13 protein-coding genes and 1 pseudogene are annotated in these 13,418 nt (G+C 68.9%); 9 read left to right on the top strand and 5 right to left on the bottom strand.

Annotation, left to right across the window (positions count from 1 at the left end):
- Nucleotides 1-3 precede the first annotated feature (3 nt).
- The 3 genes from A3AG_RS0117685 to A3AG_RS0117675 all read left to right on the top strand — a co-directional run bounded on the left by A3AG_RS0117685 (nucleotide 4) and on the right by A3AG_RS0117675 (nucleotide 3,031).
- Entirely contained in the window at nucleotides 4-444 is a 441-nt protein-coding gene (locus A3AG_RS0117685) for a CBS domain-containing protein (protein WP_018006712.1), read from the top strand.
- A gap of 392 nt (nucleotides 445-836) precedes the next feature.
- Nucleotides 837-2,327, top strand: coding sequence for an MDR family MFS transporter (locus tag A3AG_RS0117680; RefSeq protein ID WP_026164273.1), 1,491 nt, complete (start codon nucleotides 837-839; stop codon nucleotides 2,325-2,327).
- A gap of 83 nt (nucleotides 2,328-2,410) precedes the next feature.
- Complete coding sequence (locus A3AG_RS0117675) at nucleotides 2,411-3,031, top strand: glutathione peroxidase (RefSeq protein ID WP_018006710.1); 621 nt, start codon at nucleotides 2,411-2,413, stop codon at nucleotides 3,029-3,031.
- Between the two features lie 25 nt (nucleotides 3,032-3,056).
- Here A3AG_RS0117675 and gstA read toward each other — a convergent pair whose 3' ends face one another.
- The 3 genes from gstA to A3AG_RS0117660 form a co-directional block, all read right to left on the bottom strand.
- Nucleotides 3,057-3,683 carry a glutathione transferase GstA gene (gene gstA, locus A3AG_RS0117670; protein WP_018006709.1) on the bottom strand — a complete coding sequence of 209 codons (627 nt, stop codon included), beginning with the start codon at nucleotides 3,681-3,683 and terminating at the stop codon, nucleotides 3,057-3,059.
- A 139-nt stretch (nucleotides 3,684-3,822) separates the two neighbouring features.
- A complete protein-coding gene (locus tag A3AG_RS0117665; protein WP_018006708.1) occupies nucleotides 3,823-4,551 on the bottom strand; it encodes a maleate cis-trans isomerase family protein in 729 nt (242 codons plus the stop codon).
- A gap of 96 nt (nucleotides 4,552-4,647) precedes the next feature.
- Nucleotides 4,648-5,946 (bottom strand): MFS transporter, encoded by a 1,299-nt coding sequence (locus A3AG_RS0117660; RefSeq protein ID WP_018006707.1) that lies wholly within the window; start codon nucleotides 5,944-5,946, stop codon nucleotides 4,648-4,650.
- A 42-nt stretch (nucleotides 5,947-5,988) separates the two neighbouring features.
- Between A3AG_RS0117660 and A3AG_RS0117655 the strand changes: the two genes are divergently transcribed.
- The 3 genes from A3AG_RS0117655 (at nucleotide 5,989) to A3AG_RS0117645 (ending at nucleotide 9,183) form a co-directional block, all read left to right on the top strand.
- On the top strand, nucleotides 5,989-6,855 hold the full coding sequence (locus A3AG_RS0117655) for a GntR family transcriptional regulator (RefSeq protein WP_018006706.1): 867 nt from the start codon (nucleotides 5,989-5,991) through the stop codon (nucleotides 6,853-6,855).
- Between the two features lie 31 nt (nucleotides 6,856-6,886).
- Entirely contained in the window at nucleotides 6,887-7,735 is an 849-nt protein-coding gene (locus tag A3AG_RS0117650; RefSeq protein WP_018006705.1) for a fumarylacetoacetate hydrolase family protein, read from the top strand.
- A gap of 203 nt (nucleotides 7,736-7,938) precedes the next feature.
- Entirely contained in the window at nucleotides 7,939-9,183 is a 1,245-nt protein-coding gene (locus A3AG_RS0117645; RefSeq protein WP_018006704.1) for a M20 aminoacylase family protein, read from the top strand.
- Nucleotides 9,184-9,218: 35 nt separating this feature from the next.
- On the opposite strand, the pseudogene A3AG_RS31735 reads toward A3AG_RS0117645, so the two are convergent.
- Nucleotides 9,219-10,090, bottom strand: a pseudogene (locus tag A3AG_RS31735) (AraC family transcriptional regulator).
- A gap of 127 nt (nucleotides 10,091-10,217) precedes the next feature.
- Between A3AG_RS31735 and A3AG_RS0117635 the strand changes: the two are divergent.
- Nucleotides 10,218-11,465: an MFS transporter gene (locus A3AG_RS0117635; protein WP_026164271.1), complete on the top strand. Its 1,248-nt coding sequence runs from the start codon at nucleotides 10,218-10,220 to the stop codon at nucleotides 11,463-11,465.
- An 8-nt stretch (nucleotides 11,466-11,473) separates the two neighbouring features.
- Here A3AG_RS0117635 and A3AG_RS0117630 read toward each other — a convergent pair whose 3' ends face one another.
- Nucleotides 11,474-12,022 carry a MarR family winged helix-turn-helix transcriptional regulator gene (locus A3AG_RS0117630; protein WP_018006702.1) on the bottom strand — a complete coding sequence of 183 codons (549 nt, stop codon included), beginning with the start codon at nucleotides 12,020-12,022 and terminating at the stop codon, nucleotides 11,474-11,476.
- A 96-nt stretch (nucleotides 12,023-12,118) separates the two neighbouring features.
- Between A3AG_RS0117630 and A3AG_RS0117625 the strand changes: the two genes are divergently transcribed.
- Nucleotides 12,119-13,030 (top strand): EamA family transporter, encoded by a 912-nt coding sequence (locus tag A3AG_RS0117625; RefSeq protein WP_026164270.1) that lies wholly within the window; start codon nucleotides 12,119-12,121, stop codon nucleotides 13,028-13,030.
- Between the two features lie 97 nt (nucleotides 13,031-13,127).
- Complete coding sequence (locus A3AG_RS0117620; protein WP_172583500.1) at nucleotides 13,128-13,391, top strand: hypothetical protein; 264 nt, start codon at nucleotides 13,128-13,130, stop codon at nucleotides 13,389-13,391.
- Nucleotides 13,392-13,418: the final 27 nt, after the last annotated feature.

The following is a 13,418-nucleotide window of genomic DNA, read 5'->3' as shown; positions in this document are numbered from 1 at the left end:
GTGATGAAAACCGCACGCCAGGTTCTGGAGTCCAAGCCGAGTCAGGCCATCTACAGCATCCCGCCCACGGCGTCCGTCTACGCCGCGCTGCAGCTGATGGCCGAGAAAGGCATCGGCGCGCTGCTGGTCATCGAGCATGGCGAGATCAAGGGCATCATCAGCGAGCGCGACTACGCGCGCAAGGTGATCCTGATGCAGCGCACCTCGCGCGAGACGCTGGTGCGCGACATCATGACCACCGCGGTGATCTACGTCAGCGCCAACCAGACCACCGACGAATGCATGGCGCTGATGACCCGGCACCGGCTGCGCCACCTGCCGGTGATGCAGGGCGACGAGCTGATCGGCATGCTGTCGATCGGCGACCTGGTCAAGGACATCATTTCCGAACAGCAGTTCATCATCGAGCAGCTGGAGCACTACATCACCGGCGGCGGCCGCTAGCGCCTGCATTCGCGGCAAGCGTGCCCGCCTTGCCGCGGCCTGCTGCCCGCTTGGCCTTGCCGGCGGGGCTGCAGTGCCGCGTGCAGCCCCCGGCTGACGATCCCGATATCGACGCAAGCACGATATGCGCTGGCCGCATATAATTATGCGTTCGCTGAATTAGGCCACCCGCACCGGCTTCACGCCCTCCTCGCGCGGTTCCCGGCCACGATTCCCTGCTTTTGACGTTGCTTTCGCCGCGCTTTGCTGCGGCCTTGTGCTGCCCCATGTCTTCGCCCGCCTCTGCCGGTTCCACCGGTCCCGCCGCTTCCGCCGCTTCCGCCGCTTCCGCCGCTTCCGGCGCCGTGCCTGCCGCCGGCAACGCCCTGCCCGCCCATGACCACCGCGCGGTGATGCGCGTGATCGGCGGCATCGTGCTGTGCATCCTGCTGGCTGCGCTCGACCAGACCGTGGTGATCCCGGCGGTGCCGGCGATTGCCAATGACCTGAACGGCTTCGGCCACCTGTCGTGGATCGTCACGGCGTACCTGATCGTGTCGACGGTGACCACGCCGCTGTACGGCAAGCTGTCCGACAGCTTCGGGCGGCGGCGCCTGCTGATGGTGGCGATCACGCTGTTCATCGGCGCTTCGGTGGCGTGCGCGCTGGCGCAGACGCTGGGGCAGCTGATCCTGTTCCGCGCGCTGCAGGGCGTGGGCGGCGGCGGGCTGATGTCGCTGGCGCAGGCCGCCATCGCCGACGTGGTGGCGCCGCGCCAGCGCGGGCGCTACCAGGGTTACCTGGCCACGGTATGGGCGGTGGCGTCGATCGCCGGGCCGCTGGTGGGTGGCTGGGTCTCGGACCACATGTCGTGGCGCTGGCTGTTCTGGGTCAACGTGCCGCTGGGGCTGCTGGCGATGTTCATGTGCTACCGCGGCCTGGCCATGCTGCCCGCGCGCGGCGGGCGCGCGCGCGTGGACTGGCTGGGCGCGCTGCTGCTGGCGGTGGCCATCGTCGCGTTCCTGCTGGCGATGAGCTGGGGCGGCGACGTCTACGACTGGCTCTCCCCTGAACTGGGCGCCCTGCTGCTGGCCGCCGCCGCGGCCGTGCTGCTGCTGACCTGGCAGGAGCGCCGCGCGGCCGACCCGATGCTGCCGCCGCGCCTGTTCGCCAACCGCGCCTATGTGCTGGGCGTGGCCGCGTCGGCGCTGGCCGCGCTCGACATCTTCCTGTGCATATTCGCCCTGCCCCTGCACTTCCAGCTGGTGCGCGGCGCCGATGCGTCGACCTCCGGCCTGCTGGTGATGCCGTTCCTGCTGGCGACGGTGGCGGGCAACTTCATCGTCGCGTGGCTGGCGCCGCGCGTGGGCCGCCTGCGCGGCATCCTGACCGCGGGCTATGTCGCCGGCGCGCTGGGCCTGATCGTGCTGGCGCTGGTGACGCCCGCGCTGCCGCTCGCCCTGGTGCTGGCGGCGATGACGCTGGCCGGCGTGGGCCTGGGCATCACCATGGTGGCGACGCTGATGGGCGTGCAGAACGCGCTGGAGCGCCGCGATACCGGCGCCGGCACCGGCGCGCTGCTGGTGCTGCGCTCGCTCGGCAGCGCGCTGGGCGGCGCCCTGGCCGGCACGCTGCTGACGCTGGAATTCCGCCAGGCGCTGGCGGCCTCGGGGGTCGCGCAGGCGCTGGACCTGGGCGCGCTGCGCCATGGCAGCGAGGCCTTCGCGCAGCTGTCGCCGTCGGTGCGCGCGGTGCTGGCCGGCGGCGTCGAATCGGGCTTTCAACTGATCTTCGCGGTGGGCGCGGCGGCGGCGGTGCTGGCCCTGCTGATCGTGCGCCGCATGCCGGACGTGGAGCTGCGCAGCAGCGTCACCGAGCACGCCGCCACGCTGGCGATGGACTGACCCGCGGCGGCCTCGTGCAGGCCGTCATCGGCGTAGACTACGCGTACCCGAACCAGCGAGCCGACCACCGGAGCCCCGTCGCCATGAGCCGTCGCCCCCTGCCTTTCCGCCTGTCCGTTCCCCTGGCGGCTGCCGTCACCCTGGCAACCGCCAGCGCGGCCTTGTTGCCGGCACCGCTGCGTGCCGCCGACAAGCCTGCCGCGCCCGCCGCCGCTGGCGCCTGCCCGGCATCGCTCAATTTCACCTTCCCCCGCCTGCAGGACGACGCGCCGCAGAACCTGTGCCAGTACGCCGGCAAGGTGGTGCTGGTGGTCAATACCGCAAGCTATTGCGGCTTCACGCCGCAGTACGAGGGGCTCGAGGCGCTGTACGCCAGGTACAACGCGCGCGGGCTGGTGGTGCTGGGCTTCCCGTCCAACGACTTCTCGCAGGAGCCGGGCTCGCAGAAAGAGATCGCGGACTTCTGCTACAACACCTACGGCGTCAAGTTCCCGATGCTCGGCAAGTCGCACGTGCGCGGCAGCGAGGCCAACCCGATGTACGCGCTGCTGGCGAAGCAGACCGGCACCGCGCCGAAATGGAACTTCTACAAGTACCTGATCGGCCGCGACGGCAAGGTGGTGGCCAGCTACGGCAGCCGCACCACGCCGGACGACAAGGAACTGGTGGCGAAGATCGAATCGCTGCTCGCCGCGCCGCGCTGAGCAGCGACCCGCCGTGCGGCCGGGTTCAGTCGCGCACCAGCCCTTCGGCCCGCATCGCTTCCTGCACCGCCGGCCGCGCCGCAACGCGCGACAGGTATTGCTGCAGCGCCGGGTAGTCGTTCAGCGGCAGCTTCAGGATGCGGGCCCAGCCGACGATGGTGAAGCAGTACGCATCGGCCATCGTGAAGGTGTCGCCGGTCAGGTACTGGCGGGTTTGCAGGTGCTGGTCGAGTTCGGCAAAGCGGCGCTGCAGCTTTGCCTTGCACTCGTCCTGCGTGCTTTGCGCGGTTTCCTTGTGCCACAGCCACGGGCTGAAGACCTTGTGCAATTCGGTCGACACCAGCGTGATCCAGCCGGTGGCTTCGAGGCGCTCGCGGGTGCCGGTTGCGGGCAGCAGCTTGCGTTCGGGAACGAGATCGGCGACGTACTGCAGCAGCGACGCCACCTCGGTATGGCGCGAGCCGTCGTCCAGCTGCAGCAGCGGCACATAGCCGCGCGGGTTGATGGTGTAGTAGTCGTCGGTGCCGTGTTCCGGCACGGCCAGCTTGTGCGTGTGCAGGTCGACTTTGGCCAGCGTGACCGGCAGGCCGGCTTCGCGCAGGGCGATATGGACGGCCATCGAGCAGACGCCCGGGGTGTAGTAGAGCTTCATTGCGATCCTGTGGTGGTTGCCTGGCCGCCGCGCCATTGTGGCGGCCGTGCAGGCAGTCTAGGATCGGGGCCTTTATGCAGCAATGCGCGTCCGTGCGGACGCGCATTGCAGATCTGCACAGGCCTGCGGCCGGCGCGGCTTACTCGACTTCGCGGAACAGGCGGCCCCAGCCGCGCAACTCGCGCGTATCCACGCCGCACAGGCGCAGCGATTTCCACACCACCGTGGAGATGGTGTCGTACAGCGGGATGCCGGTTTCCGCTTCCAGTTCTTCGGCCAGGTGCGCGGCGCGCAGGTTGGTGCAGAACGTGGTGAGAGCCTGCGGCTGGTGCTGCGCCAGCCCGCGCACCATCTCGCGGATGGTGTCTTCCTCGACCTCGGCGAAGCTGTAGTTCACGTGCAGGTCGAGATGGCTTTCTGCCACGCAATGGAAACCAATGCGCTCATAGTTGGCGATGATGCGCTGCTGCACGTCGTCGAGGTACGGCGTGGCGAGGCCGAAGTTGCGCGCGCCGGTCTTTTCCAGGATCTCGTTGAGCGCCAGCACCGAGGTGGTGGCCGGGATGCCGGTGGCTTCGGTGATCTGCTTGCACAGCGCCTCGTCCTTGTCGAAGCCGAGCCAGCCGGAAGACGTGCCGTTCCAGGCGATGACGTCGACGCGCGCGTCGGCCAGCAGGCTCGCGGCGGCCAGGATCTTGTCAAGGTTGAACTGGCCCAGGGCCTGGTCGCGCAGCGAGATCTCGGTGACGGTGAAGCGCGAGAAATGCGCGCTGACATGGGGCAGGCCGGCCACCATCGCGCTGGTGATCGGTTCGAGCGCGGTGTTGGAAGACGGCGTCAGCATGCCGAGTCGGATTTGCTTGGTCATTGTGCTCTTGTCTCAGGAGTGAGTGCGGGCGCCGGGACGTTGCCGGCGCCTTGCGGGGGTTTCTTGGTCTTGCGGAATCGGTGATCCGACGGGTCTTCAGACGGGGATCTTGGTCTCGTAGTCGATCGCGGTGGAAGCCAGCAGCAGGCCCACGCCCGCCGCGGCGAAGAACATCAGCGCGAGGAAGTACGAGCCGGTGAACTGCACGATCATGCCGACGATGATCGGCACCGAGATGCCGCCGATATTGCCGCCCAGGTTCATCACGCCGCCCAGGAAACCGACCTTGTTGCGCGTGCCCAGCATCGACGGCACGCACCAGAACAGGCCGCACCAGCGCAGGAAGAACAGCGTGGAAGACAGCAGCACGACCACCACCACCGGGTCGGTGACATAGGCCACCGAGAAGATCGACGCCGTCGCCACCACCGCGGCGATGCCGAACAGCGTGCGCATCACCACGTTGGGCCGGCCGCCGGCTTCCTTCCATTTGTCGGCGATCCAGCCGCCGATCAGTTCGCCGACGAAGCCGCTGAAGAAGATGATGAAGCTGGCGCCGCCCATCTGCTTGATGTCGAAGCCGTGCACCTTGTTCAGGTAGTTGGGCATCCAGGTCAGCAGGCCGTAGAACACGGTGTTGAAGCACATCCAGCCGATCGCCATGCACCACACCGAGCGGTACTTGAAGAAGTCGAGCGAGCGGCCCGACAGGTTGGCCGGCTCGGCGCGGTGTTCACTGGCCAGCGCCTCTTCGATGTAGCGCGCTTCCAGTTCGTTGACGCCGCGGTGCTCGCGCGGGGAGTTGCGCACGTAGTACCAGGCCAGCACGCCGGCCAGCACCGTGCCGACGCCGGCGACGATAAAGGCGAGGCGCCAGGAACCCAGCGAGGCGATCAGCCAGGTGATGATGATCGCGCCCAGGGCCGCGCCCAGCGGGGCGCCACCGTCCAGCAGCGTGGCGCCGCGGCCGCGTTCGTTCTGCGTCATCCAGATCGCGTTGAGCTTGCCGCCGGCCGGGTAGATCGGCGCTTCGGCCGCGCCCAGGCCCAGCCGCGTCAGCAGCAGCTGCGTGGCGTTGGTGGTGAAGGCTGCCACGGCCTGGGCGATGCCCCAGAACACGGTGGCGCAAGCGATCACGATGCGCGGCTTGTACTTGTCGGCCAGCATGCCGCCCGGCACCTGCATCAGCGCGTAGGTCCAGAAGAAGGAGCTGAGGATCAGGCCCTGCATGGCGGGGCTGAGGTCGAACTCCTTGGCGATCAGCGGCATCGCCACCGACAGCGAGGCGCGATCGATGTAGTTGATCGCGATAAGAAACAGCATCATCAAAAAAATCTTCCAGCGCACCGAGGTCCTGGCCTCGGTCATCGCTGTTGCCCGCGTGGTCGTCTGCATGACGGCGTCTCCTGTTTTGGTCCTTTGGTTGAGGCAGTTCTGATGGGGTGTCGCGCAACAGGCCGGAGTATAGGATACGTAATCTGTAATTACAACGCGTGTAAGTTATTGATTTTACTATGTTGCGGATGCACAATTTCGGGGTGTGGTAGCCTTGCCGTGGTGCATTTCCCCAATTTGGTGACGTCAGTGACACAAACGCTTTCCCCCTCCGCGCGTCTGCGCACGCTTGGCATGTCGGCCGAAATCGCCGCGCGGCTGCGCACCATGATCGAAGAGGGCGAACTGCCGCCCGGCGCGCGCATCGACGAGCGGGCCTTCTGCGAGACCTTCGATGTGTCCAAGACGCCGCTGCGCGAGGCGCTGAAGGTGCTGGTGTCGGAGGGGCTGGTGCTGCACCGGCAATACATCGGCTACCGCGTCGCGCCGCTGGACCTGGAGGAACTGCGCGCCACCTTCGAGACCCTGCACGGGCTGGAGGCGCTGGCGGGCGAACTGGCGGCGCAGCGGCTGGGTGCGGCGGCGATGGCCAAGCTGGAGCGGCGCCACCAGGCCATGATCGATGCTCACGCCGCCGGCCGGCGCACCGACTATTTCCGCATCAACCAGGAGATCCACCAGCTCATCATCGATGGCGCCGCCAACCCGGTGCTGGCCAGCATCTACGCCACGCTGATGAGCAAGGTGCACCGCGCGCGCGGCGCCGCCAATGCCGACACCCTGCGCTGGCAGGAGTCGCACGAGGAACACGAGGCCATCATGGCCGCGCTGCGCGAGCCCGGCCGGCCGCGGCTGGCCCAGGTGCTGCGCAGCCATTCCGAGAACACCGCCCGGGAAGTACTGACCGTGGTGGCGCAAACGCTGGCCGAGGGCAACGGGCGCAACGGCGCGCTCAAGCAGTCCGCCTGAACGCTTTCCAAGAACTCACCACCCGACGACGATGAAACTGGTTCGAGTAGGCAATCCGGGCGCGGAGCGCCCCGGCATGATCGATGAGGCAGGCCGCGTGCGCGACCTGTCCGCCGTGATCCACGATGTCGATGCGGCGCAGCTGGCGCCGGCCGCGCTGCAGGCGCTGGCGCAGGTCGACCCGCACACCCTGCCGGTCATCGAAGGCGCGCGCTTTGGCGTGCCGTGGACCGGTATCGGCAAGATCGTCGCGATTGGCCTGAACTATGCCGACCATGCCGCCGAAGCCGGCATGCCGCTGCCGGCCGAGCCGATCGTATTCCTGAAGGCCAACAGCTCGCTCAATGGTCCCAACGACGCGGTGATGCTGCCGTTCGGCTCGCACAAGACCGACTGGGAAGTGGAGCTGGGCGTGGTCATCGGCACCACCGCGCGCAACGTCTCGCGCGAGCAGGCGCTGGAGCACGTGGCCGGCTACTGCGTGGTCAACGACGTCTCCGAGCGCGAGTTCCAGATCGAGCGCGGCGGCACCTGGGACAAGGGCAAGGGCTGCGACACCTTTTGCCCGGCCGGCCCGTGGCTGGTGACGCGCGACGAAGTGGCGGACCCGCAGGCGCTGGGGCTGTGGCTTGAGGTCAACGGCGAGCGCGTGCAGCAGGGCACCACCGCGACCATGGTGTTCGACGTGGCCACGCTGGTCAGCTATGTCAGCCGCTTCATGACGCTGCTGCCAGGCGACCTGATCGCGACCGGCACGCCGCCCGGCGTGGGCATGGGCTGCAAGCCGCCGCGCTTCCTCAAAGCCGGCGACACCATGCGCCTGGGCGTGGAAGGACTGGGCGAGCAGTTGCAGCGTGTGGTGGCGTACGGCGAGCGCTGAGCGCAACCGTCGCAAGGTTCCCCGTCGATACGCTTTCATACAAAGCGTTGGGTTTCCATACAAAGCGTACGATTAGGGCAACAGTTCTGGCGCAGAAAGCGGCCGGATTACATGGTTTTACAGGAAATACCGGGCATGACGTTTCGCTGGGCTTTTCTGCGTGAAATACTGGTTATACAGGTTTCGCCAGAGAGCAAAACGTCATGTCCGAGCACGCCCCCGAAATCGAGTCTTATCTCGGCGCCACACTCCAGTCCCCCGCGTCGCCACTGAAGCACCGATACTGCGCGCTGGCCGATACCCTCGACAGCCGCGCCGAACTCGAAGCCATCCGGCGCAATATCCACCAGCACCCCGAACTGGCCTTCGACGAGGTCCGCACCGCCGGCCTGGTCGCCACCTTGCTCGACGGATGGGGCTACGCGGTCACGCGCGGCGTGGGCGGAACCGGGGTGGTGGGTACGCTGCGCTGCGGCGAGAGCGGCCACAGCGTGGGCATCCGCGCCGACATGGACGCCCTGCCGATCCACGAGCGCACCGCGCTGCCGTACGCCAGCGTCAATGCGGGCCGCATGCACGCCTGCGGCCACGACGGCCATACCGCGATCCTGCTGGGCGCGGCCAGGCAACTGGCGCGCACGCGCAACTTCAACGGCACCGTGCATCTGATCTTCCAGCCGGCCGAGGAAATCGGCGCCGGCGGCGGCGCCGAGCGCATGCTGGCCGACGGGCTGTTCGAGCGCTTTTCCTGCGACGCCATCTTCGGCCTGCACAACCATCCGGGCGTGGAGCAGGGCACTTTCCTGTTCCGTTCCGGCCCGTTCATGGCGGCCTGCGATACTGTCACCATCACCATTCGCGGCAAGGGCGGCCACGCCGCACGCCCGCACCAGTCGGTCGACCCGATCCTGGTGGCGGGCAGCCTGGTGATGGCGCTGCAATCGGTGGTGTCGCGCTATGTCGATCCGAACGAGACCGCGGTGGTGACGATCGGCACGCTGCACGCCGGGCACGCGCCCAACGTGATCCCGGACAGCGCTCGCATGGAGCTGAGCGTGCGTTCGTTCAGCCCGGAAGTGCGCGCCGCGCTGGAACAACGCATTCGCCAGCTCGCTACGTCGCACGCCGAGGGCTATGGCGCGGTGGCAGAGATCGACTACGTGCGCGGCTACCCGGTGCTGGTCAACAGCGAGCGCGAGACCGAGTTCGCGCGCCAGGTGGCCGAGGAACTGGTCGGCGGCGGCAAGGTGGTGGACCAGGCCGCGCGCATTGCCGGCAGCGAGGACTTTGCCTACTTCCTGCAGCAGCGCCCCGGCTGCTTCGTGCGGCTGGGCAACGGCGCCAACCAGCCGCTGCTGCACAACGCCGGCTATGACTTCAACGACGACAACCTGACCGTCGGCGCGGCCTACTGGACCCGGCTGGTGGAGCGCTACCTGGGCAACTGAGCGCGGGTTCCGCGCTCCAGGGCCGCTCCAGGGCCTCAACGGAAGAACGCGCTCGGCGGCACGCCGAACTGCCGCCGGAACATGGTCGCGAACGCGCTCGGGCTGTCATAGCCCAGGTCCAGCGCCACATCCACCACCTTGCTGCCGGCCGCCAGCTTTTCCAGCGCGGCCAGCAGGCGCGCCTGCTGGCGCCATTGGCCGAAGGTCATGCCGGTCTCGCGCGCAAAGCGGCGCTGGATGGTCTTGGGGTCCAGGCTCAGCCGCGCGCCCCAGTCCGCCAGCGTCAGCGCGGTGTCGGGCGCGCCGGCGATGGTGTCGCAGATCTGCCGCAGGCTGGCGTCGGCCGGGCGTGGCAGGTGCAGCGGCAGCGACGGCACCAGCATCACTTCATCGAGCAGCAGCCGCATCAGGCGCGCGTCACGGTGCCGGGCGCGTAGGGCAGGGCGATCTCCACCGCGGCCAGGATCAGCTCGCGCAGCAGCGGCGAGATGCCCAGCACGGTGCAGCGCTGCGGCAGGTCGGGCGCGGCATCGGGGCGGATATACGCGGTGCGCATCTGCACGCGGCCCACCATGCGGATCCAGTGCGTGGTGCCGCCCGGCATCCACATGCCGCGCGTGGGCGGCACGATCCACTGGCCTTCGGCGGTGGCCACCACCATCACGCCGTGCACGGCGTGGATCAGCTGCGCATGCGGATGCTGGTGCGGCTGGGTCACGTGGCCCGGCAGGTAGTCGGCCGCCATCGCCGTGACCGGCAGCGGGCTGCGGTCGAAGCGGAAATACGGCGGCGGATCGGCGTAGGTATCGCCCAGCGCCAGCGTCGCGGGCGTGGGCTCGGGCAGTGGCTGCCGGGACCGGCGGCTGGCGTGGGCCGCGGCAGAAAGAGGGCGGGGGGCGCGCGCCATGTCCTTTTCTCCAAGGTTGCGGACCCATTCTCGCAGGACAGGCGCCGGCGTGCCAGCTAGCATCGGGGCTCAGATCCTTCGTGGCCGGCGCCCCCGCTGGCCGCTTTCCGTTTGTCGAGAGCCGCCAATGAGCACAACCATCGACTCCGCGCCGGCAGGCGCAGCCCCCGCGACCCCTTCGCTTTCCCCGTCCCCGCAGGCGGAGCGCACCGGCTTCCGCGTGCTGTCCGCGATCAGCTTCGCCCATTTCCTCAACGACATGATCCAGTCGTTGATCCTGGCGATCTATCCGATGCTCAAGGGGGGCTTCAACCTCAGCTTCACCCAGATCGGGCTGCTGACCATGACCTACCAGGTCACCGCGTCGCTGCTGCAGCCGCTGGTGGGGCTGTACACCGACAAGCATCCCAGGCCGCATTCGCTGGCGGTGGCGATGGCCTTTACGCTGGCCGGCCTGCTGCTGCTGTCGGTGGCGCCGAGCTACGGCGTGCTGCTGGTGGCGGCGGCGCTGGTCGGCACCGGTTCGTCGATCTTCCACCCGGAGTCGTCGCGCGTGGCGCGCATGGCATCGGGCGGCCAGCACGGGCTGGCGCAGTCGATCTTCCAGGTGGGCGGCAACGGCGGCAGCGCCATGGGTCCGCTGCTGGCGGCGCTGATCGTGCACCGGCAGGCCAGCCTGGCGTGGTTCTCGCTGGCGGCGCTGGTTGGCATCGTGGTGCTGTGGCGCATCGGCGGCTGGTACGCGCGCCAGCTGGCGCAGGGCGCGCGCAAGCGCAAGGCGGCCGGCGCCACGGCCAGCCCGGTGGCGACGCGCGTGGTGGTGCGGGCCATGGTGGTGCTGATGGTACTGGTGTTCTCCAAGTACTTCTACATGGCCAGCCTGACTTCGTACTACACCTTCTACCTGATGGAGCGCTTTGCGCTGGCGCGCCAGGACGCGCAGCTGCACCTGTTCCTGTTCCTGTTCGCGGTCGCCGCCGGCACCATCCTGGGCGGCCCGATCGGCGACCGCATCGGCCGCAAGCGCGTGATCTGGGCCTCGATCCTGGGCGTGGCGCCGTTCACGCTGCTGCTGCCGCATGTGGGCCTGTTCTGGACCACGGTGCTGACCTTCATCATCGGCTTTATCCTGGCCTCGGCGTTCTCGGCGATCCTGGTGTTCGCGCAGGAGCTGATCCCCGGCAAGGTCGGCATGGTGTCGGGGCTGTTTTTCGGCTTTGCCTTCGGCATGGGCGGCATCGGCGCCGCGGTGCTGGGCGGCATGGCCGATACCCACGGCATCCGCGCGGTGTACGAGTACTGCGCCTACCTGCCGCTGCTGGGGCTGCTGACAGTGTTCCTGCCGGATCTGCGCGAGCGGGCGCAGCGCGCCTGAAGCGCGTCTCAGTCGCCTGACTTGCCGTCGCCGCCACCGGCCGGCGGCTCGAACATGCGCAGCCAGCGGCGCAGCAGCGCGGCCAGCTGCGCGCGCTCCGTCGCGGTCAGGCCTTCCAGCAGGCGGTGCTCGTTGGCCACGTGCAGCTCCACCGCGTGGTCGACGCGCTCGCGCCCGGCGTCGGTCAGCGCCACCAGCAGCCCGCGCCGGTCCTCCGGATTGGGCTCGCGCCGCACCAGCCCGGCCCGCTCGAGGTGATCGAGCCGGTTGGTCATGGTGCCCGAGGTGATCATCAGCGAACCGATCAGCGCACCCGGCGACAGCGCATAGGGCGGCCCGGCCCGCCGCAGTGTCGCCAGCACATCGAACTCCCACGGCTGCAGCCCGGTCGCGCCCAGCGCGGCTTCGATGGCGCGACCGGTATGGCGATTGAGCCGGCCCAGCCGGCCGAGAATGCCCATCGGCGAGGCATCGAGGTCGGGGCGTTCGCGCGCCCATTGGGCAAGGATGCCGTCGACATGGTCGGGCGCGTCTTCGGGTTTGCGGCGGGCGGTCATCGGGGCAGGGCAGGCAGATGCGAGGCAGACCGAAGTATCTTGACATCAACCAATCGCCTTCGTAAAGTGATTTATCTTGACATCAAGAATATCGACATGAAGGCGAACCGAGTTTCCACCGGCATGGCGTCCGGCCCGGGCCTGCGCGACATCCTGCTGACCGGCCTGGCGCCCGCGATCTGGGGCAGCACCTACCTGGTCACCAGCGAGTGGTTGCCGCCGGGGCAGCCACTGCTTTCGGGGGTGATCCGCGCGCTGCCGGCAGGGCTGGCGATGCTGGCATTCGGCAGGCAGTTGCCGCAGGGCAGCTGGTGGTGGCGCGCGGCGGTGCTGGGGGTGCTCAATATCGGCTTCTTCCAGGCGATGCTGTTTATCGCCGCCTACCGGCTGCCGGGCGGCGTGGCGGCCACGGTCGGCGCGATCCAGCCGCTGATCGTGGTAGTGCTGGCGTGGGCCTGGCTGGGTGCGCGGCCACGCCCCGCCGCATGGATGGCCGGCGCGGGCGGGCTGCTGGGCGTGGCGCTGCTGGTGCTCGGGCCGGCCGCCAGGCTGGATGCCATCGGCGTGGCGGCGGCAGCCGCGGGGGCGGTATCGATGGCGGTGGGCACGGTACTGACGCGGCACTGGCGGCCGCCGGTCTCGCCGCTGGTGCTGACGGCATGGCAACTGTGCGCGGGCGGGCTGTTCCTGCTGCCGTTCGCGCTGGTGCTGGAACCGCTGCCGGGGCATTTCACGCTGGCCAACTGGCTCGGCTACGCGTGGCTCAGCATAGTCGGCGCCGGCTTCAGCTACGCGCTGTGGTTCCGCGGCGTGGGGCGCATGCCGTCGGCGGCGGTGGCGGCGCTGGGCCTGCTCAGTCCGGTCAGCGCCACGGTGCTGGGTTTCCTGGTACTGGGGCAGGCACTGACGGCGGTGCAGGCAATCGGTGCGCTGCTGGTGCTGGCCAGCGTGTGGCTTGGCCAGCGCGCGGCCGCTCCCGCCACGGCGGCGCGCGCGCAGGCGGCCTGATGTCATCCGCGAAGGGTGCTGCTGCCGGGCGGGATTTTGCGGCATCATGGCGGGCACTCGAGTCAGACCTGCCCCGTTTCCGCCGACGCCGCCGACGATGCCAGCCGCCCCAGACCCTTCCGCCCCCGCCACGCCGCCCTGCGAGCGCTGCCTGGCGCTGGCCGACGATCCGCGCCGGCGCGAGCCGCCGGCCTGCCTGGCGCTGCGCGGCACGGCACCGGTAGTGACCCAGAGTGCCGCCGGGGTGCCGTACAGCATGCTGTCGTTCTGCTGCCGCGACTGCGGCACGGGCTGGCGGCTCTATGACCGCGCCAACGAACTCTTTGTCTCGTGGGTGCCGGAGCGGCCGCTGGAGCGCTGAGTGCGCCGCATGATCGGCTAAGATAGC

Origin of the sequence: Cupriavidus neocaledonicus (genome assembly GCF_000372525.1) — a bacterium.
In the GTDB taxonomy this organism is placed as follows: Bacteria; Pseudomonadota; Gammaproteobacteria; order Burkholderiales; family Burkholderiaceae; genus Cupriavidus; species Cupriavidus neocaledonicus.
The sequence above is the reverse complement of the archived record's forward strand: the minus strand, read 5'-3'. Positions and strand labels throughout refer to the sequence as shown.